The 18888-nt window shown below is 38.6% G+C and carries 21 protein-coding genes; 18 read left to right on the top strand and 3 right to left on the bottom strand.

Going from position 1 to position 18888, the window contains the following annotated elements; all coding sequences use genetic code 11:
* Nucleotides 1-5: 5 nt before the first annotated feature.
* The 3 genes from IHV11_RS18460 (at nucleotide 6) to IHV11_RS18450 (ending at nucleotide 1838) form a co-directional block, all read left to right on the top strand.
* Nucleotides 6-668: a futalosine hydrolase gene (locus IHV11_RS18460; RefSeq protein ID WP_197195835.1), complete on the top strand. Its 663-nt coding sequence runs from the start codon at nucleotides 6-8 to the stop codon at nucleotides 666-668.
* Between the two features lie 5 nt (nucleotides 669-673).
* Entirely contained in the window at nucleotides 674-1513 is an 840-nt protein-coding gene (locus IHV11_RS18455; RefSeq protein ID WP_197195919.1) for a 1,4-dihydroxy-6-naphthoate synthase, read from the top strand.
* 136 nt (nucleotides 1514-1649) lie between these two features.
* Nucleotides 1650-1838, top strand: a complete 189-nt coding sequence (locus tag IHV11_RS18450) for a hypothetical protein (protein WP_066390930.1) — start codon at nucleotides 1650-1652, stop codon at nucleotides 1836-1838.
* 45 nt (nucleotides 1839-1883) lie between these two features.
* Here the strand turns inward: IHV11_RS18450 and IHV11_RS18445 are convergent, their stop codons facing one another.
* The gene (locus IHV11_RS18445) at nucleotides 1884-2336 is read right to left on the bottom strand and encodes an SgcJ/EcaC family oxidoreductase (RefSeq protein WP_197195918.1); all 453 of its coding nucleotides are present in this window, start codon (nucleotides 2334-2336) and stop codon (nucleotides 1884-1886) included.
* Between the two features lie 88 nt (nucleotides 2337-2424).
* Nucleotides 2425-3528 (bottom strand): PRK06851 family protein, encoded by a 1104-nt coding sequence (locus IHV11_RS18440; RefSeq protein WP_197195834.1) that lies wholly within the window; start codon nucleotides 3526-3528, stop codon nucleotides 2425-2427.
* A 754-nt stretch (nucleotides 3529-4282) separates the two neighbouring features.
* On the opposite strand from IHV11_RS18440, the gene IHV11_RS18435 reads away from it, so the two are divergent.
* The 3 genes from IHV11_RS18435 to IHV11_RS18425 all read left to right on the top strand — a co-directional run bounded on the left by IHV11_RS18435 (nucleotide 4283) and on the right by IHV11_RS18425 (nucleotide 7130).
* Entirely contained in the window at nucleotides 4283-5074 is a 792-nt protein-coding gene (locus tag IHV11_RS18435) for a DUF4240 domain-containing protein (RefSeq protein ID WP_197195833.1), read from the top strand.
* A gap of 231 nt (nucleotides 5075-5305) precedes the next feature.
* The gene (locus IHV11_RS18430) at nucleotides 5306-5971 is read left to right on the top strand and encodes a 5-bromo-4-chloroindolyl phosphate hydrolysis family protein (RefSeq protein ID WP_197132439.1); all 666 of its coding nucleotides are present in this window, start codon (nucleotides 5306-5308) and stop codon (nucleotides 5969-5971) included.
* Nucleotides 5958-7130: a toxic anion resistance protein gene (locus tag IHV11_RS18425; RefSeq protein ID WP_197195832.1), complete on the top strand. Its 1173-nt coding sequence runs from the start codon at nucleotides 5958-5960 to the stop codon at nucleotides 7128-7130. Before IHV11_RS18430 ends, IHV11_RS18425 begins: the two co-directional genes overlap by 14 nt.
* A 38-nt stretch (nucleotides 7131-7168) precedes the next feature.
* Here IHV11_RS18425 and IHV11_RS18420 read toward each other — a convergent pair whose 3' ends face one another.
* Nucleotides 7169-7756 (bottom strand): GNAT family N-acetyltransferase, encoded by a 588-nt coding sequence (locus IHV11_RS18420; protein WP_231620403.1) that lies wholly within the window; start codon nucleotides 7754-7756, stop codon nucleotides 7169-7171.
* Between the two features lie 121 nt (nucleotides 7757-7877).
* Between IHV11_RS18420 and IHV11_RS18415 the strand changes: the two genes are divergently transcribed.
* The 12 genes from IHV11_RS18415 (at nucleotide 7878) to IHV11_RS18360 (ending at nucleotide 18812) form a co-directional block, all read left to right on the top strand.
* Nucleotides 7878-8624, top strand: a complete 747-nt coding sequence (locus tag IHV11_RS18415; RefSeq protein WP_197195831.1) for a L,D-transpeptidase family protein — start codon at nucleotides 7878-7880, stop codon at nucleotides 8622-8624.
* A 174-nt stretch (nucleotides 8625-8798) separates the two neighbouring features.
* Nucleotides 8799-9611, top strand: a complete 813-nt coding sequence (locus IHV11_RS18410) for an ABC transporter ATP-binding protein (RefSeq protein WP_197191891.1) — start codon at nucleotides 8799-8801, stop codon at nucleotides 9609-9611.
* 66 nt (nucleotides 9612-9677) lie between these two features.
* Nucleotides 9678-10628 (top strand): iron-hydroxamate ABC transporter substrate-binding protein, encoded by a 951-nt coding sequence (locus IHV11_RS18405; protein ID WP_197195830.1) that lies wholly within the window; start codon nucleotides 9678-9680, stop codon nucleotides 10626-10628.
* Between the two features lie 29 nt (nucleotides 10629-10657).
* Nucleotides 10658-11701, top strand: coding sequence for a FecCD family ABC transporter permease (locus tag IHV11_RS18400; RefSeq protein WP_197195829.1), 1044 nt, complete (start codon nucleotides 10658-10660; stop codon nucleotides 11699-11701).
* The gene (locus IHV11_RS18395) at nucleotides 11698-12705 is read left to right on the top strand and encodes a FecCD family ABC transporter permease (RefSeq protein WP_197195828.1); all 1008 of its coding nucleotides are present in this window, start codon (nucleotides 11698-11700) and stop codon (nucleotides 12703-12705) included. The genes IHV11_RS18400 and IHV11_RS18395 overlap by 4 nt, the downstream gene beginning before the upstream one ends.
* A 105-nt stretch (nucleotides 12706-12810) precedes the next feature.
* A complete protein-coding gene (locus IHV11_RS18390) occupies nucleotides 12811-13332 on the top strand; it encodes a sigma-70 family RNA polymerase sigma factor (RefSeq protein ID WP_197195827.1) in 522 nt (173 codons plus the stop codon).
* Nucleotides 13325-14635 carry a DUF4179 domain-containing protein gene (locus IHV11_RS18385; protein ID WP_197195826.1) on the top strand — a complete coding sequence of 437 codons (1311 nt, stop codon included), beginning with the start codon at nucleotides 13325-13327 and terminating at the stop codon, nucleotides 14633-14635. The genes IHV11_RS18390 and IHV11_RS18385 overlap by 8 nt, the downstream gene beginning before the upstream one ends.
* 89 nt (nucleotides 14636-14724) lie before the next feature.
* Nucleotides 14725-15144: a VOC family protein gene (locus IHV11_RS18380; RefSeq protein WP_153238175.1), complete on the top strand. Its 420-nt coding sequence runs from the start codon at nucleotides 14725-14727 to the stop codon at nucleotides 15142-15144.
* Between the two features lie 91 nt (nucleotides 15145-15235).
* A complete protein-coding gene (locus tag IHV11_RS18375) occupies nucleotides 15236-16192 on the top strand; it encodes a heme-dependent oxidative N-demethylase family protein (protein WP_197195825.1) in 957 nt (318 codons plus the stop codon).
* Entirely contained in the window at nucleotides 16189-16644 is a 456-nt protein-coding gene (locus IHV11_RS18370; RefSeq protein ID WP_197195824.1) for a dimethylamine monooxygenase subunit DmmA family protein, read from the top strand. Before IHV11_RS18375 ends, IHV11_RS18370 begins: the two co-directional genes overlap by 4 nt.
* A 12-nt stretch (nucleotides 16645-16656) precedes the next feature.
* Nucleotides 16657-17613 carry a PDR/VanB family oxidoreductase gene (locus IHV11_RS18365; protein WP_197195823.1) on the top strand — a complete coding sequence of 319 codons (957 nt, stop codon included), beginning with the start codon at nucleotides 16657-16659 and terminating at the stop codon, nucleotides 17611-17613.
* 23 nt (nucleotides 17614-17636) lie between these two features.
* Complete coding sequence (locus tag IHV11_RS18360) at nucleotides 17637-18812, top strand: hypothetical protein (RefSeq protein ID WP_197195822.1); 1176 nt, start codon at nucleotides 17637-17639, stop codon at nucleotides 18810-18812.
* Nucleotides 18813-18888: the final 76 nt, after the last annotated feature.

Raw genomic sequence — 18888 nt, 5'->3', positions numbered from 1 at the left:
TCTTCATGTCGATGAATAACGAACGCCGTATTTTAATTATGACTTCTGTAGCTGCTGAAAAAGAGGCAATCTTAAAAGGAATTAGCCAAACATCTTCCATTGATGTCGTATTAGCTGGAGTTGGTCCGATCTCAGCGGGTATCCAAACAACAAAAGCACTTTTAACAAAAGACTATGACCTTGTCATTAACATGGGAATTGCTGGAGGCTTTCAGGGAAAAGCAGATGTTGAAACACTGGTCATTGCAGATGAGATGATTTCAGGAGATCTTGGAGCAGAATCTCCTGATGGATTCATCACATTGGATGAACTTGGCTTTGGTGCTTCAACGCGCATAAAAGCAGACAGCGAACTGGTCATGCACTGTTTAACGTCATTAAAGCTCGCAGGTGTAGCTGTTCAACTCGGTCACGTTCTAACGCTATCTACTGTGACAGGAACTTCTGAAACAACGAAGAATCTTCAGGATCGTGAGCCTGATGCTGTAGCAGAAGCGATGGAAGGCTATGGTGTAGCGCTTGCGGCACAAGAATTTGGAAAGCCGGTACTTGAGATACGTTCTATATCAAATCCGATTGGTCCGCGAGATCGTTCTGCTTGGCGTATGAAGGAAGCGTTCGATACACTAGAGAGAGCTAGTAAAGTTATCGCGGAGGTTTTGTTATGAGTAAAATGAGTATTGCGTTTTCACCTTGTCCCAATGATACGTTTGTTTTTCATGCATTGGTTCATGGGCTTGTTACTGGTGCTCCAGAACTTGATGTTACATATGCAGATATAGATATCACAAACGGATTAGCTGCTGAGTCAGATGAACTTGATATATTAAAGATCTCATACGCAGCGCTTCCTTATGTTTTGGATAAATATGCTCTGCTTCCATGCGGAGGTGCACTTGGTCGTGGATGTGGTCCGTTAGTTCTTGTGAAGCAGCCAGGTGATGTTACGCCTGACATGCTATCAGGAGCAAAGGTGGCTGTTCCAAGTGAACGCTCTACAGCCTACATGCTATTCCGTTTATGGGCTGCTCAAAATGTACCAGGCGGAGTGGGCGAGATCATCGTTATGCCGTTTAATGAAATCATGCCTGCTGTAAAAGACGGCAAGATTGATGCAGGTCTTGTTATCCATGAAGCTCGCTTTACGTATCAAAATTACGGGTTAAATCTGTTGGCGGATATGGGAAGCTGGTGGGAAGAAGATACGGGACTGCCCATTCCCCTTGGAGCGATCATCGCGCGCCGTTCACTAGATTTAGAGTCTATTACAGCATGGATACGTGAATCAGTAGAGTATGCATGGCGAAATCCTGAGGCATCAAGAGATTATGTGATGCAGCATGCGAGCGAACTCTCTGAGGATGTAGCGAAATCCCACATCGATCTGTATGTGAATGATTTTACTGCGGATCTTGGTGCCAAGGGCTTTGAGGCTATTACAACTCTATTGAACCGGGCTGGAGAAGAAGGCATCGTACCGAAGAAGGATTATACGAAACTATTGAAAATGTAAGTGGACAGTAAATATAGAAAAGTGGACAGTAAATGATAAAAAGTCGACAGTAAACTGATTTTATCAGGAATTAACCACTCTCAACATTACCGCATACCTTATAACGAGAAGAAAAACTGTTATAAGGAGGCGCAATATGTCTAATACAAATGTATTAACACTGATTGGGGCTTTGTTAGCTGGTTATTTTCTACTTGCACTTCCACTAGGCGGCACGTTTTTAGCCGCATTCGGTCCAGCTGTAAAAATTATCGCGATTTTAACGGTTCTTGTTTTTGGAGCTGTATTAATTTATAAAGGGCTTAAGGAAATATTAAGAAAATAATAGACATGAAGAAACCCGCTGTAACTTAAGCGGGTTTCTTTGTTTTTATTCAGGAAGCAATGCACGAAGCTCTTCTGTCATCTGATCTAAAAGCTCAGGACGTCCGTGAAATTGAGCAGGTGTGTTTTGAAACAGTTTTATGAACCATTTTTCTTCATCTCTAACGGCAATTACAGTATGATGCGTGTTCAGTTCTTGAGACAGTTCTGTTTTTCCAACGGGTATCATCCCGGCAATAGCGCGAACCATAACAGCATCATCGCTTAAGAACGAAATGTTCTTCACCTTTGCATAATAAGGCGGTGTTGGGAAGCTACTAAATATGGGCTCGAGATGAGCATGAATCTCTTCAGGACCGAATGCCTGACTTCCATCATATCCAACCATCTCACCGTCTTCGGTAAAATGATCAGCCATAGCACGTGAATTCCGTTCGTTCCACGCATGTAAAAAGTTAAAATATAAATCTTCAACAGCTTTTGTATGTTCTGTTTCCATCACTAAACCTGTCCTCCATATGTAAAATTGTCTTATGGTCATCATAACAAAACAGCCACCATCCTCAAAATAGTGGCTGCATCAAATATTATTTTTGTTGTTGTGCTGCGGTTAGTTTTTCAATTTCTAGATCAATCTTCTTATGAATTTTGTCGATTCTTGAAAAATTCATCGCGGCAATATAAATCTTTTCTAAATCATCGTGCTTACTTTTTGCGTCTGCTAGATATCCGATAGCTTCTTTCATCTTTTTTGAATAACGCCCACTGATCTCTTTTAAATTATCAAAGAATTTTTCATCCGTACCCTTTTTGATCGTCTTTTCATACATGTCTATGATGGAGTCACCTTTACGTTCAGGGAAATACTCATGAGGTGCTGTACTGTCAAAAATCGCAAAGCCGAGCTCTCTCACGATCACCATATCCAAGCTGTTGGGATCGAACCCACAATGATAAATCTCAACATCATAACCTGAAGCTTCTGCATTTGCGGCCAGCTTTTTTAATAAAGTTGATTTTCCAGACCCAGGTCTTCCCTTAATAAAATATCTTTTTTCCAGACCTTCAGTTAAGTTAGGCACAAAATCGACAGCACCTTTAGGGGTAGCTGCGCCTAGAAAACGGTGATAAACGTTCGCGGCTTTATTTACTTTCTTAGAAAAAAATTGATGCATCAGTTCATCCGTAAGGTCGTTTGCTTTTTCATAATTCATGTTCATAATATAAATTTCTTCCCATTCATCATGGATAAGGAGCGCTTCATGGAAAGTTGCATATGCTTTTTGATAATCAGCAGAAATGGAATCAGTAATCTTTAAAATTTCCGCCTTTTTGTTGGCCAGCTTTTTAGAATCCCACGCTTCACCTAAATTTACATATTCCTCAATCGCTCCTGGAGCTTTTGGTTCAATAACATGTGGAGAAGTGCCATCGACAATTCCGATTCCGAGTTCTCTGATAATTACACCATCAATCGAACCGTTGTCTGAAGCGCAATGGATGTATTCGATATCGTAGCCTTCGTTGTTCCACTTTTCCCCGACCGCTTTCATGAGTGTCGACTTACCAGTACCAGGTCCGCCTTTTAAAATAAAGAGGCGATCAAGACCATTAAGATTTGATGGAAATAAGTTGTGAAAACCTCTAGCTGTATTGCCGCCAGCATAATAATTCAGAATTTTTCCAGTCAAGGTTCAAAACACTCCTCTTTTTTGTAGTTGTGTTTCTACATGTATGTTATGTAGGGAAGTTGGAATAGGTGAAAGCCTAAAAAACACATTTATTATTTAAATTGTTGAAATATGATGAAATAAAAAGAAATTTTACGAATGAAGGAGTATTGCTTAAAAAAGTGGAATAAATACACCCTAAATCACATAATATTGATTATTCTGAATATTTAAATAAAATTTAGAATGGGTTAATATGTAGTTAACAAAGAAACACTACTTCAAATAAAGGAAGGCGTGATTCCAATGAAATAAGGAAGCGAAGCATATCAAATCACATCCAGTTAGAGATCAGCCAGTGAAAACTGATTTCGAGATGTGTGGGTATGTGGGAACGCGCAAATACACATAACGAAAGAGGATGATTCCAATGACGTATGTGAGCGAAGCATGCTAAGATCGTGTTGCAGATGGAAATAGCCGGTGAAAACTATTTTCGCAGCATGTGGGCGTGTGGGAATTTACCAGAAGTAGAGGAAAAATAAGATCTAATGCAAGGCAATTGATTGAACGAACAATTAATTGAAGTCTAGTTAGGGACAATAACTAGCATTTGTGTATTAGTAAGAAAGGAAAGAACGTTTAAGTGAATAAAGTGATTTTAAGCTAAAGGCGCTGTTTATGTGATGTATGCATATTCAGCGTCTTTGTTTTGTTATAACATAAAATTATAAGCATTAATTAAAAATACATACGAGAAGAGGGAGTTATTCTTATGGAAGTGTTACTTACTTATAAAGATGATTCTTCTAATAAGTTTTGGAAAATTAACCAAACAGGAAATGCCTATGTGGTTACATACGGAAAAGTAGGAACAGTTGGAGCGATAAAAACAAAAACATTTGAATCTGAAGAGAAGTGTCGTAAAGAAATCGATAAACTTATTTCTTCAAAGATGAAAAAAGGCTACGTAACCGCTGATTCAAGCAGCATAGTTTTAAAAGATACCACCATGACAGAAACCCTATTCTGGGAACTGATCGATAAATGCAAAGAAAAGGGCGATGATGCTGAAGAGCAAATGGAATGGCTTATATATCAGCTGTCAAAGAGACCTGTTAAAGACATCATCATGTTTGATTTCATATTCAATACCTATTATTTAAAGTCATACACATCAGATTTATGGGCAGCAGCATACATCATAATGGGGGGTTGTTCTGACGATTGTTTTGATTATTTTAGAGCGTTTCTTGTATACCTAGGAAAAGAACCTTATGAAACAGCTATTAATGATCCTGAGTCACTGTTACCCTATTTAAAATTAATAGAAGAGCAAGATGAAATGCCTCAACTTGAAGAGTTATTGTCTGTAGCGTGTGAAGCGTATGAAGAAAAGACAGGTCAAGAGTATGAAGAGTACCAAGATGTATATGATAAGTTAACAAACAACCAATATATTCAATCAGAAATTGAATTTGACTGGGACGAAGATGATGAAGAGGGATTGAGAAAAAAGTTTCCGCTTTTATGGGAAGCATATGGAGAAACTCCAATCGAATACTAATTCAAATACATAATAAATCAAAACTCACCCTTAAAATTATGGGGGTGGGTTTTTTTATATACGCCTCAAGTCCTAGAACACATTACTTCTTAAAGCCATGGTGATTTTAGGAAGGTTTCGATAAGGTAATAATAGAAACATAGTATAGATGAACTTTTTTTATTTAAACGAAACTCAGAAACCGTTACATCCGTATGAATAGTAAAGAGTTTATGTCAGGAGTCGATTACAATGAACGGATTTTTAGCTTTTTTTATCCGCATGTTTGTTGCTATCCCAGCTTCAGTAGGAGTATGGCTGGCAAGTATTATTGGGTATGACCAGACCTACCTTTTGTCGTCAGGAATCGCAGTAGCTGGAGGAGCTGCCGCATATACAGCAACAGGACTTCTTCAAAAACAGAGATTTCTAAGTGAACATCACTTATCTAGAAGAGAGTATAAATACATCAGAAAAAATTTAGATGAAGCAAAACCTAAAATTTACAGACTACAAAAAGCAATGTTTTCAGTCCGTGACCTGCCAACTTTAAAACAAAGAGCGGATCTTGTACGTGTAGTTAGAAAGATCCAGAGTTTAACCCAAAAAGAGCCAAGACGTTTTTATCAAGCAGAACAGTTCTATTTTTCTCATTTGGATTCAGCCGTAGAGCTCACCGAAAAATATATGTTTCTATCCTCACAGCCAAGAAAATCGAGGGAATTGACACATTCATTAGTAGAAACGAGAAGAACTCTAGACGAACTGATCGTTCAGATCGAAAAGGATTTATACCAAGTATTGTCAAATGATATAGATGACCTACATTATGAGATCGATGTAGCGAAGTACTCAATTAAATCTCAAAATGACTCCCAATCCATAAAAAAGGCAGGAGATATAAATGAAAGAAAATAATGCACCACTTAACCATTCAGATGAACCGACAAATCTAATGGATGATTTGTTGGCGAACCCTTTTGGCGAACAGCAAGAATCTGCTGTGCCTTCTAGTGACAACAAGCAGGTACGATTAATCGATGTTCTGCCAGAAGAAAATAAAGAAAAAGCGTATCAGCTGGCGAAACAGATTGATCCGACGAATCACCAGACGATGATCACGTACGGGGCGCCTGCACAGGCAAAGCTTCATTCTTTTTCGAACACGATGCTCGATCATGTGAAAAAGAAAGACACAGGGCAAATCGGTGAGATCATTGGAGATTTGATGAGAAAGCTTCAAGATGTCAATCCTGAAGAATTAAAGTCCAACAAACCTACATTGATCGGCCGCATGTTCGGAAAGATCTCGGGCTCTGTTCAGGAGGTCCTATCAAAATATCAAAAAACAGGAGCTCAGATTGATCGTATTTCGGTAAAGCTAGACGGCAGCAAGAATGTTCTTATGTCCGATATCGTCATGCTTGAAAAATTGTATGAAAACAACAAAGAGTATTTTCAAGCGTTGAACGTATATATAGCGGCGGGAGAACTTAAGCTGGATGAGCTAAACCAGGTTACGATTCCTGAGATGAGAAGAGTAGCTGAACAGACGAACGATCAGATGAAGTTTCAAGAAGTAAATGATATGGTTCAGTTTGCCGATCGTTTAGATAAACGTGTACATGACTTAAAACTAAGTCGTGAGATTACGATTCAGAGTGCACCACAAATTCGCCTTATTCAAAACACGAACCAAGCGCTGGTAGAAAAAATTCAGTCGTCCATCATGACAGCTATTCCATTGTGGAAGAACCAAGTCGCTATTGCATTAACGTTAATCAGACAGCGTAATGCGGTAGAAGCTCAAAAACAAGTTTCCAAAACGACGAACGAGCTTTTACTAAAAAATGCTGAGATGCTAAAAACCAATACGATCGAAACTGCAAAAGAAAACGAACGTGGTTTGATTGATATTGAAACGTTAAAGAAAACGCAGGAGAATCTTCTTTCAACATTGGAAGAGACACTCCGTATTCAAGAAGAGGGACGAGTAAAGCGACGTCTTGCAGAAGAAGAGCTGGCTACGATGGAAATCGGTTTAAGGCAGAAGCTGCTTGAGATTAAAGGTGAATAAACAAAAGAAGGTACCTGTCTAAATGAAGGTACCTTTTACTATAAAATCAACCCCATCATTACCGTGTTCTGATAGGTTCCATTAATAAAGTTATCTTGCTTCAGCAAACCTTCCTCGTCAAAACCGAACTTTTTATAAAGGTCGATTGCCTTCGTATTATGCTCGTTTGTTACGAGACTAATCTTTCGAGTGATTCCATTTTGTCTTGCCCACTCTATAAGTTCATTCATCAATTCTTTGCCTAAACCCAACCCCGCATAGTTTTTAGAAACAACAATCCCCAAAGTTCCAACATGTTTGGTTCTTTCCTTCTGCGATGAGTTAATGGTTGCAATCGCAATAATCTCTGAACCGATTGTCGCAAGCAGCATGATAGAGTTCGATTCATTTGAGACAGAGACAATGTAATTACTATAATCTTCTATTTCTCGTTTGAATTCACCAGCTCCAAAGGATAAAAAATCACTTTCACCGCCAACCACATTATAAAAATCGATGATGTTCACTGCATCATCACTTACAGCTTCGCGAATTTCCACTCTATGAGTGTTCTTTAACATAACATTTCGCATCATTCCATCTTCTTTCTGTTCATATGTATAAATATAACCTACCAGTCTATTCATCGTACAAGCTTATTATTCATGTTTTTTTGATTAAATTTTTAACAAAAGTAGTAATGCATCTCCTATACCCTCGCATAGAATATGAGGATTTGTTATTTCAATAAAGAATAGGAGAGAAGGAATGAAAACGAAAAAGATACTGATTGCATTACTGATGTTTGGTTTCATGTTCTTACTCGTTCAACCAGCAAAGGCAGCAGCTTCATCATTTATCGTCATAAATAAATCGACAAACCAGTTAGCGTATTTTGAGAATAATAAATTATCGAAGGTTTTCAAAGTGGCTACAGGTAAACTGCCATCTTACACACCAGAAGGTAAGTTTAAAATTGTAAACAAGATCACAAATCGGCCTTATTATACAGGTAATATCCCAGGTGGAGATCCGCGCAATCCCTTAGGAAACAGATGGCTAGGCTTAAACGTAAACGGAACTTGGGGAACGACGTATGCTATCCATGGAAACAATAATGCAAGTTCCATAGGTAAGTATGTAAGTGCAGGCTGTATCCGTATGTACAACAACGAGGTGCAGTGGTTATATGCTAGGATTTCAGTAAATACACCTGTAGTGATTACAACTTCAGGTAAGTCATTCCCTGCACTAGCAGCAGCGAATGGATACAAGGTAACAAACAGTTCGACGGTGCCTGTATTCTCAGTCGTTAATCTGAAAAAGGGTAGCCGTGGTGCCGAAGTCATGGAGCTTCAACGAAGGCTTACGAATCTAGGGTACAGCACAAAAGGAATCGACGGTATATTTGGCGCCAACACTGATGCTGCCGTTCGTAAATTTCAAAAAGCTAAGAAGCTCACAGTTGATGGTGTAGTAGGTCCAGCGACTAAAAAAGCGCTCGGAATGTTTTAATAATGGGAGATCAGCCTTGAAAGACAAAGGGCTGATTTTTTTATTAAAATAAAATTCCCGTTGACACACTCATCGATATCCAATAAAATGAGTAACGAGATTGATAATCATTTTCAATTAAGTTCAATGTTTTAAATATATTTCAAATTACTGTTATAGAGGAGGTCGAATAAAGTGTCTAGACTGTATGCTGAGCATTTGCAAATCTCATATGGTGAACGAGACATCGTTAAAGATCTTAACATTTCCATTCCAGACGGTAAGATCACGACAATCATTGGACCTAACGGGTGTGGGAAGTCAACGGTTCTAAAAACATTGTCGCGCATTCTAAATCCTAAATCCGGTGTGGTTTATCTAGATGGTAAAGCCGTCAGCAAAGAATCTACGAAAAAGATTGCTCAAAAGATGGCGATTCTTCCTCAGTCACCAGATTCACCAGAAGGACTTACGGTCGGTGAACTTGTTTCTTACGGAAGATTTCCTTATCAAAAAGGCTTCGGAAAGCTTACGAAAAAAGATTTTGAAGTAATAGATTGGGCATTAGACGTTACAGGTGTCCTTGAGTTCAAAGATCGTTCTGTAGATGCGCTTTCAGGTGGGCAACGCCAGCGGGTATGGATCGCGATGGCATTGGCTCAAGAAACGGATATTATCTTGTTGGATGAACCGACTACATACTTAGATCTGTCTCATCAATTGGAAGTCCTAGAGTTGTTATACCAGTTGAACCGGGATGAGAAGAGAACGATCGTAATGGTCATTCATGATTTAAACCATGCGGCTCGCTTTGCTCACCATATGGTCGCGATGAAAGACGGATCCATCTTAAAAGAGGGTACGGCTGAAGAGGTAATGACACGTACGGTCCTACGCAATGTATTTCATATTGATGCAGAGATCGGTGTTGACCCGAGGACGAGAAAACCTGTTTGTCTTACGTATGATCTAATTAAGAATGTAAAGTTAGTTGAGAACTTGGCGTAAATTCGCCTTTCTTTTTTACAGTTAATTGAGAATGATTTTTATTGTCAAATATAGGGGGATAACAAAATGAAAAGAACATCAAAACAATTACTTGTTGCCTTTATGACATTACTTTTAGTGTTTGTACTAGCGGCATGCGGAAATAAATCAGAAGAAGGCGCAAGCACTGGTGAGAAGGAATCGTCGAAAAAAGAAACGAGAATCTATAAAGACGAAAAAGGAAAAGAGATTGAAGTTCCGGCTGAACCGAAACGTGTTGCAATGATGGCTGCAACTTATGCAGGTAACTTGCTAGACTTAGGGATTACACCAGTAGCAGTAAATGAATACCCAAAAGCAAACAAGTTTTATGGAAACAAATTAGACAAAGCTGAAGTGGTAACTGCTGATTCATATGAAAAACTACTAGAATTAGATCCAGATCTAATCATTACGTATTCCGATGACAAAAATATTAAGAAATATGAAGAGATTGCTCCAACGGTTACAATGACGTATGACAAGTATGACTACATGGAACAGCACGTAGAGATCGGAAAGATGGTTAACAAAGAAAAAGAAGCAAAATCATGGGTAGAAGAGTGGAAGAAGAAAGCCGCTGATGCTCGTAAAAAAGTAAAATCAGCAATTGGTGAAGACAAGACGTTCATGGTTATGGAAGCATACGGAAAAGACATGTATGTTTACGGTAAGAACTGGGGCCGTGGTACAGAAGTAATCTATCAAGCGCTAGAACTTAAAGCTCCTAAGAAGTTAGAAGAAGATGTATTTGGCCCAGGCTGGAAAGCCATTTCAACCGAAGTGATCCCAACATACGCTGGAGATTACATCTTTGTAGGAACAGGAGCAGGAAATCCAGATAACTCATTCATGGAGTCAGATGTGTGGAAAGAATTGCCGGCAGTGAAGAACGGTAACGCAATTAAGTTTGATTCAGAGTCATTCTATTTCAATGACCCAATTTCACTAGAAAAAGAATTAGATATTATCGTTGAAGAGTTAACGAAAAAGAAATAATAAGCACTTTATAAAAAGGGACAAACGCTATGTTCAAAACAAAAACCAAGCTTATAAAAGAGAATAAAGTGTATTCTAGGCCAGCGGTAGGGACAGCGATTTTATTGCTAGGGTTCGCACTTCTTTTGTTGAGTATCGTTCTTGCGATATCTGTGGGAGCCGCTAAGATTCAGTTTCTGACAGTTTGGAACGCTGTGATCAACTATGATCCTACTAGGGAAGCTGACCGTATCATTATGAGTCTACGATTACCGAGAGAGCTTGGTGCAGCAATCGTCGGTGCGGCGTTTGCTGTAAGTGGAGCAATCATGCAAGGGATGACTAGAAACCCGTTAGCAGACCCTGGTCTACTTGGTTTGAACGCGGGAGCAAGCCTTGCTCTTGCTTGTGTGTTCGCTTTTAATACAGGAGCGAACTATCTTACCGTGATGATTCTATCTTTTATAGGTGCAGGAATAGGTGCGATGCTAGTATTCGGGCTTGGCTCTATGAGCCGAGGTGGATTGACTCCAATCCGGATTACGTTAGCAGGTGCAGCGGTTTCTGCACTGCTTTCTTCCTTAGGAGAAGGCATTGCGTTATATTTTAAGCTTTCTCAGGACCTTGCGTTTTGGACGGCAGGTGGTGTATCAGGCACAAACTGGGCACAGCTGAAAATTATCGTACCTGTTGTTTTGATTGGAATCATTGTAGCTGTCATGTTCTCAAGGCAGTTAACTATATTAAGCTTTGGTGAAGAAGTAGCACGCGGCCTTGGTCAACGAACTCTATTTACGAAAATCGTTCTCATGACGGTGGTGTTGACCTTAGCGGGTGCTGCCGTTTCACTCGTTGGTGCTATTGCATTTGTAGGTCTTATGGTTCCGCATATCGTGCGGTTCTTAGTTGGAACGGACTATCGGTGGATCATTCCATGTTCCGCGATATTCGGGAGTGTGCTCATGGTGCTAGCAGATACGTTTGCCCGAACGGTAAACGCTCCTTATGAAACACCAGTTGGTGCAGTAGTCGCTATGATCGGGGTACCGTTCTTCCTCTACCTTGCAAGAAAGGGAGGGAGAAAACTATCATGATGAATGCACACCAGATGAAGAGAGTAAGAGTGACGACGATTGCGGCGATCTTGTTGCTGATAGCCGTTTTTATTATAAGTGTTGCAACTGGTTTTGCTTCATTAACACCTTCAGAATTATTTCGAACCATGATGGGGCAAGGAACCTCGAGAGAGAATCTTATTCTTTTTGAGTTCCGCTTACCTCGTATCATCGTTGCTATTCTTGCGGGGATGGGGCTCGCTGTATCTGGTGCCATCCTCCAAAGTATCACGAAGAACCCGCTTTCAGACCCTGGTATTTTAGGAATAAATGCTGGTGCTGGTCTGATGGTTGTGGTGTATATCATGTTTTTTACAGTGGAAACCACAAGCTTTTTATACGTACTGCCGTTATTTGCCCTATTTGGCGGTATGCTAACAGCGTTTGTGATCTACATCATGTCTTACATCAAAGGTGAAGGTGTTGAACCGACCCGGCTCGTCTTAGTCGGTGTAGGTTTAGCAGCCGCCTTGTATGGAGCAACATTGACACTATCTACGAGATTAGATATGGAAGATTATTCGTTCATGGCGAACTGGATGGCAGGCAGGATTTGGGGCGATGATTGGACGTTTGTTTTATCATTGCTGCCATGGATCTTGCTGCTTATCCCTTATACGATGTTTAAATCCAATGTATTAAATACGTTGAATTTGCACGAGAACGTATCTGTCGGTGTAGGTGTGAATGTAAGTAGAGAACGAATTTCTTTGATCATGATCTCGGTAGCACTTGCGTCAGCCTCTGTTGCAGTCAGTGGAGGAATTGCTTTTGTAGGATTGATGGCTCCTCATATAGCACGCTCACTAGTCGGCCCGAGACACCAAGTCTTCCTTCCCGTTGCAGCATTAATCGGAGGCATCTTACTCCTGGCAGCAGACACGATCGGAAGAGTAGTATTAGACCCCAGTGGGATACCAGCAGGAATCATTGTGACCATCATTGGTGCCCCGTACTTTATGTACTTGCTTGCAAAAAAATAACTCACGAAATCAGTCTTTGTTAAAAAGGCTGATTTTTTTATTTTTTATAAAACTTTTTTTACTTTCCACGGTCTAATATATAGGTAAGGGTCAGGAGGCTAGAATTTGGAGACAGAACAGCTAGTGAAGGAAGCGATAAAAGGAAACGACGAGGCGTTTTTGAAATTGATTCAAACGTATAAAGTCGATTTATATAAGACAGCTCTATCTTTTTTGCGTAATGAAGAAGAAGCACTCGAGGCAATTCAAGAAGTTACGTACCGTGCTTACAAAAACATAAAAAAGTTAAAGAACGAGTTCTATTTTAAAACGTGGCTGATTCGAATTATGATCAACTATTGTAATGATCAGTTGAAACTAAAAAAGCGAGTCTTCATGAATGACGAAATGTTGAATTCGTTAGGTGTTTCAGAGGACCATACACAATTAGAGCTGAAGGACGCGATGTTAGATTTAGACGACAGGTCACGCGAAATCCTTACCTTGAAATATTTTAATGACGTAAAGATTAAAGATATAGCGATCATGATGCAGTGTCCAGAAGGTACAGTTAAAACGTGGCTGAATAAGGCGTTACGAGCATTAAGAGAAAAGCTAGATGAGAAAGGAGGTAATCTACATGTTTGAAAGAGAGAAAGCACAACTAAACGATTTGAAGAAAGAATATGAAAATATACCGATTTCACTAGATTCTATTGATCAGGCGATATTAAGTGGATTTCAGAAGGCAAAAACAGAAGAACGAAAATCTAGAATTAAGAAGAAGAGAAGTGCTTTTGGTTTTATAGCGGCAGCTCTTTTACTCATTGGATTATTTTCTTCTATTAAGATTTCACCGGCTTTAGCTAATTACATTTCTGAAATACCAGGCATGGAAAAAATAGTGAGTATGATCCGTGATGATAAAGGAAGAATGGCAGCTGTTGAAAAAAAATATTATCAAAAACAAGGCGTATCAGACGAAAAAGATGGGTTGAAAGTTACCATTGATGGAACGATTGCTGATGAGATGGGCATGGTGCTTTTTTATTCAATAGAATCCAAAGAAAAATTAAAAGAGGTTATGTTTGATGATGTGAAAATCAGAGCGAAAGACGGTACGGCATTGGATGAGGCATATAATTCATTCGGTGATGCCCATTCATCAGATAAAGGCGAGACTAAGTTTAGCGGCGAAATTGAATATTTCTTTGAAGTTCCTATTGAAGCAAAAGAATATATCGTAGATCTCAAAATAAAGGATATGAATTTTACAATCAATTTAAAACTTAATGAATTTAAGAAGAAAAAAGAATATGCAGTCCAACAAACGATGGACTTAGAAGGTCAAAAAATCAATATTGAGAAGGTAACCATCTATCCATTACGAGCTGTTGTGAAATTAAAGATGAACGATGAAAATGAAAAATACATCCTGCAGCTTGATGACCTACGATTAGTTGATGAAAATAATGAGGTGTGGGGTAATATAGCAAATGGTATAACAGGGTCAGGTGATAAAGACACTGAGCGAGAAGTTTATTTGCAAAGTAACTATTTTAAAGAACCAAAAGAATTGTATCTGGTCTTAAATAGTGCTCAAGCCATAGATAAAGAGAATGCAGTCATTGTGGTGGATACAGAAAAAATGAAGATTCTAAAACAGCCTAATGGAAACAAGTTAAGAAATCTAAGGAAAGAAGATGGTCAGCTCGTCTTTGATCTGCATACAAAAAAACCTTTCCGTTCGGCGATCTTTAGCACAATAACTGATGCACAAGGTAAAGAAATTGAAGTGAGCTCACAGTCCATGGGTACTGAAGAAGAAAAAGGCACAACCCGCCTAGGAATAGAGCTGCCTCCAATAGATCGCTCACAAAATCCTCTAACTATTGACTTGAGTTTTTATCCAGAGTGGATCAAAGGTAACGAAAAAATTAGAATTAAATAATCTATGAAGGTGGCCCTTTCAATAAAGGGCTATCTTTTTGCTTAAATCCCTACTACCCTCTATAATGCTAGTTAAATGAGGTGAACGTGATGAGACTAGACCATACCGGAATTGCCGTGAGAAGAATAGATGAAGCCATTGAATTTTATACGAATGTACTAGGCGGAAAGCTAACTGAACGATATACAAGTGAGAAGCCTGGAGTAGAAACCCACATTGCCGTGATTGAGCTTGAAAATCAGGTAATTGAACTTCTTGAACCTACGAGTAAGACATCTCCAATCGAGCGGTTCATTAGGCAGAAGGGAAAGGGTGTGCATCACCTGGCTTATGAAGTGGACGATCTTCTTCAAACGATTGATGACTTTGAAGCTAGAGGGTATACCTTTTTAAAAGATACGTATCGGACAAATCCTTTTGGTAGAAGGTTAATTTATATGAACCCCGCACATTCACAAGGGCAGATTATTGAGCTGTGCGATTATCCGGACAAGAAGAAGGAGAGCTGACTTGTTAAAAGTCGGTTCTCTTTTTTGTCTTTCCAAAACAATAGATTTTCTTTACAATTAATTATAAGAATATTCTGTAAAGGGTGAAGGTATGAAATGGACAGGTGATCTTGCACATTTTCCTTATCCGTTTAAAGATTCAACGTATCGTTATTCCAACAATTCAATCCCCATGAAACAGCCTTTTTGCATAGAAGTTACCCCGAGCTACAAAAAAGAGATGCTATTAAAGCGGAAATTATTAAGTGATCACCCCGAGCGTTGTTATCAATCGCTGCCACATTCTATTACAGGGCAGTGGGAGATCGTTGAGTTCGTGATCGATCACTTAGTTTCACAATACCCACAACATTTTTCAGTAGAGAAAGAGAATAATAGTTGGATATTTTTCAATAAGATATTGGACGAAAAAGTAGAATTTATATTTGGTGATGAAAACTCTCTTTCATGTGAACCGTTATTCTTTATTAGTCATCATGTGCAAGAAGACCTTATTTACATGAGACAGCGTGACGATAATCTGTATTTGGACGCAGGACAGCTTTGTTTTCCTGCTAACTGGTCTCTCGCTTTTAACATAGGAATGAAATTTAAAAACATTCATCATCCTATCCCTGGGTTTAAGGAAGAGGGGCTAGATCAACGAATTCTACAATTTCTAATGAGGCTTGAAGCCGGAACACCTTGGGAACGTTTGAATTGGTCGCTTATGGCAGGTGATCGACTTGATACATCTCTTGAAACCTTTGATCAGTGGGGTAAGTTGCGCAAACACGTAACGAGGGAGAACGCAGGTGAGCTTGTTCATATACGCGTAGAGGTGCAGAAGTTATTCAGACTGCCAAGAACGAATAGCATTCTCTTTTCCATTCACACACATTTGCTGTCCCTTGAACAACTATCAACAAACAGAGAATGGCTGCAGCAATTTTACGAAATCCTGTCCAAACTTCACGCGCATATTGTTGAATACAAAGGAATCTCTACTTATAAAAAAGCTGTGTTGGAGTATTTGGAAGATCAGCTCCAACAGGTAAAGACGTTATGAGCATAGATGCGGTCTTTATTGAAGGAAAAAGAAAATATATATTTTGTTCAGATGAGCATGGATTAAGAGTTTTAAGCAGTGTGTTCGAACACGTGAAAAAAGAGAAGTTGGCTTATGAGTGGTATCACCTTTCTACTAAAACTTGGCCGTTACTAGAAGATTTTCTAAGAAAGCAAAAAATGGGAACCTTCCTTTATGTAGTGTTACCGTATTCTGAACTTCATATCGTACAAACGATGGCAGCTCGTATCGGTTTTTCGAGTGATGAGTCACAATTTATTGGTTATGGCGAGAAGTGGATTAGCGTTTTCTGTTGCCGTTGTCATGAACTGAACAGAGCAGAAGAACAACTTACCGAATTAACTTGCATTCAATGTGAATTAAAGCTTGAAGTGTCAGACCACTATTCTGAACTACACCATGCATTTTTAGGCTATCCAGCTACAAGTTAGGAGGGAGTCTATTTGTCTATTGAACCTAATTTATTTGTACGGGTTTCATCTATAGAAAAGATAACAAAGCAGGTTAAGAAGTTTACGCTATCTCAAGAAACGGAAAAGGGACTTCCAAGATTTAGTGGAGGTGCACATGTTTCTACTTACTTAAAAACACCGTCAGGACTTGTTGTAAGGCAATACTCTTTAGTGAGTCATCCCGACGATCGTACGAAATATGAAATTGCTGTGCGATTATGTGAGGATTCTAAAGGTGGTTCACTCTACTGGCATCAGGGAATGAAAGTCGGTGATCGACTTCAAATCAGTTACCCCAAGAATCATTTTTCTCTTAGCTTTAAAGCGAGACATCACGTATTTTACGCGGCAGGCATCGGGATTACCCCATTCCTTTCTATGATGCAGGATTTCTCAGTTAACGGACAAACCTTTGAACTTCATTACGCCTCTAAATCTGAGGATAATTGTGCATTTTATACATACATAAAAAAACACTATCCTAATCAAAGCCACTTTTACTTTTCCGATCAACAACAACGTTTGCAAACCGCCTCCTTAGAAAACCATCCGATCGGAACGCATGTTTATCTTTGTGGACCTGAAGGGTTTATTGAGCAGTTTAGGACATCCGCAGGGAAGCTAGGATATCCTGAATCTTCCGTGCACTATGAGCAATTCCTACCAACTCGAAATAAGGGAATGAAAACATTCAAAGTGATTCTTCAAAATGGGAGTGAATTAATTGTAGAAGAGAAACAAACCCTTCTAGAAGTTTTGTTAGCAAATGGTATTAATATTCCGTACTCATGTAGAGTAGGTAGATGTGGTACATGTGAAATTTCAGTCGCTGAAGGAAAGATTGAACATTTTGATGATTTTCTTAGTGCAGAACAAAAGAATGAGCACAATTGTATTTTGGCCTGTGTTTCACGTGGATGTTCAGATAAACTAGTATTGAAAATATAATACAGGAAAATTGTGAGGATATTATGTACGGGAAAAACGGAAAATACACAGATAAAATTAGGTGGTATCACTGGATAATTATAATTGTATTTGTTTTATTTTTTGCCGGTTTGACAGTATTAATTACCAAAGAAGCAATATTAGTATTAGAAGACGAAATTGTAGCAGGTTCTTTGATGTTGATAGTATCTTTAGTCCTAGCCGGTCTTACCATATTTTTAATAGCAGCACCTTTTAGACATTCAAAGAAGGTGACTAATTGGGAACTCTCAGAAAAAGGATATGTAACGACGGAAACGAATAGTGAGACTAATGAGGTACATCATTCTGAATTTCTTTTCACAAGTGCAATAAAATGTCTGATCTCACCATTATCAGTAAGTATATATCAAACTAATTCTAATTCTTTTAATACGAAAATACGGTACCATAAATATGTAACACTGAATATTGTTTATCGAAAAGAAGATGGGGAACTAGATGTATTTCAATTCTCTCATTATAGTGAAGAAGAGTTATATCCGTGGCTTCTCCATTTACAGAACCATAATGTACCAATTGAAATTACCGTATTTGAATTGACAGAGGTTCCAGCAATAGATTTTTTAGATGTGGTATCAAATGAGGTTGATAGGCGACCTTATGTTTTGAAGGATTCTTTAAAAGACTTAGGTTTAAAGTTAGTTACGACTGAAAAACCAAATCTTTATACATTGGCAATGACTAAAAGGCTTATGCAAGCTAATCTATTTGTAGAAAAGAAGCTTGGAAACAAGTTAATGTTTTCGGCTCAGTTCTTCATAATGGTACTTTTTCTACTTCTCTTTCACAATCAATATAATAGAGATGAAACATTGACATGGACAACCAAGGTGACTTTCTACTTCATATTTACCATATTCTTAACTCTGTATTTATATGGAGTACCACAGTTAAAAAAACAATTCTACTTTAAATTTGCGGGGGTTTTTATACTTCAGTGGATATTAGCAATGGTGTTGGTTAATTATGGAATTTTAAATATACCTGAAACATTTGAATTCGAATTATTGGCTCATATTATTATGTTCATGTTAGTTTCACCTCTTATCAGCATTCTGGCTTATATGATAAGAGATATTAAACCAGCCATCTACCATGAAAAATATAGAAAAGACCTTGAAAAGCTCAATCAAAATAATTCAACAGCTACAAGCTAAATCTTATTAAAACTGATTAACAAGGTGTATAATTTAAAAAGTTAATGTAAGGGGAGTCTGACTGAATTTTTTCAGC

Origin of the sequence: Fictibacillus sp. 26RED30 (assembly GCF_015903845.1) — a bacterium.
In the GTDB taxonomy this organism is placed as follows: Bacteria; Bacillota; Bacilli; order Bacillales; family Fictibacillaceae; genus Fictibacillus; species Fictibacillus phosphorivorans.
Note: the sequence above shows the minus strand (reverse complement) of the source record. Positions and strands in the feature narration are given on the sequence as shown.

Coding starts and splice junctions, on each gene's coding strand:
- IHV11_RS18460 (WP_197195835.1), top strand. CDS start 6: ATGTCGATGAATAACGAACGCCGTATTTTAATTATGACTTCTGTAGCT.
- IHV11_RS18455 (WP_197195919.1), top strand. CDS start 674: ATGAGTATTGCGTTTTCACCTTGTCCCAATGATACGTTTGTTTTTCAT.
- IHV11_RS18450 (WP_066390930.1), top strand. CDS start 1,650: ATGTCTAATACAAATGTATTAACACTGATTGGGGCTTTGTTAGCTGGT.
- IHV11_RS18445 (WP_197195918.1), bottom strand. CDS start 2,336: ATGGAAACAGAACATACAAAAGCTGTTGAAGATTTATATTTTAACTTT.
- IHV11_RS18435 (WP_197195833.1), top strand. CDS start 4,283: ATGGAAGTGTTACTTACTTATAAAGATGATTCTTCTAATAAGTTTTGG.
- IHV11_RS18430 (WP_197132439.1), top strand. CDS start 5,306: ATGAACGGATTTTTAGCTTTTTTTATCCGCATGTTTGTTGCTATCCCA.
- IHV11_RS18425 (WP_197195832.1), top strand. CDS start 5,958: ATGAAAGAAAATAATGCACCACTTAACCATTCAGATGAACCGACAAAT.
- IHV11_RS18420 (WP_231620403.1), bottom strand. CDS start 7,756: ATGAATAGACTGGTAGGTTATATTTATACATATGAACAGAAAGAAGAT.
- IHV11_RS18415 (WP_197195831.1), top strand. CDS start 7,878: ATGAAAACGAAAAAGATACTGATTGCATTACTGATGTTTGGTTTCATG.
- IHV11_RS18405 (WP_197195830.1), top strand. CDS start 9,678: ATGAAAAGAACATCAAAACAATTACTTGTTGCCTTTATGACATTACTT.
- IHV11_RS18400 (WP_197195829.1), top strand. CDS start 10,658: ATGTTCAAAACAAAAACCAAGCTTATAAAAGAGAATAAAGTGTATTCT.
- IHV11_RS18395 (WP_197195828.1), top strand. CDS start 11,698: ATGATGAATGCACACCAGATGAAGAGAGTAAGAGTGACGACGATTGCG.
- IHV11_RS18385 (WP_197195826.1), top strand. CDS start 13,325: ATGTTTGAAAGAGAGAAAGCACAACTAAACGATTTGAAGAAAGAATAT.
- IHV11_RS18380 (WP_153238175.1), top strand. CDS start 14,725: ATGAGACTAGACCATACCGGAATTGCCGTGAGAAGAATAGATGAAGCC.
- IHV11_RS18375 (WP_197195825.1), top strand. CDS start 15,236: ATGAAATGGACAGGTGATCTTGCACATTTTCCTTATCCGTTTAAAGAT.
- IHV11_RS18370 (WP_197195824.1), top strand. CDS start 16,189: ATGAGCATAGATGCGGTCTTTATTGAAGGAAAAAGAAAATATATATTT.
- IHV11_RS18360 (WP_197195822.1), top strand. CDS start 17,637: ATGTACGGGAAAAACGGAAAATACACAGATAAAATTAGGTGGTATCAC.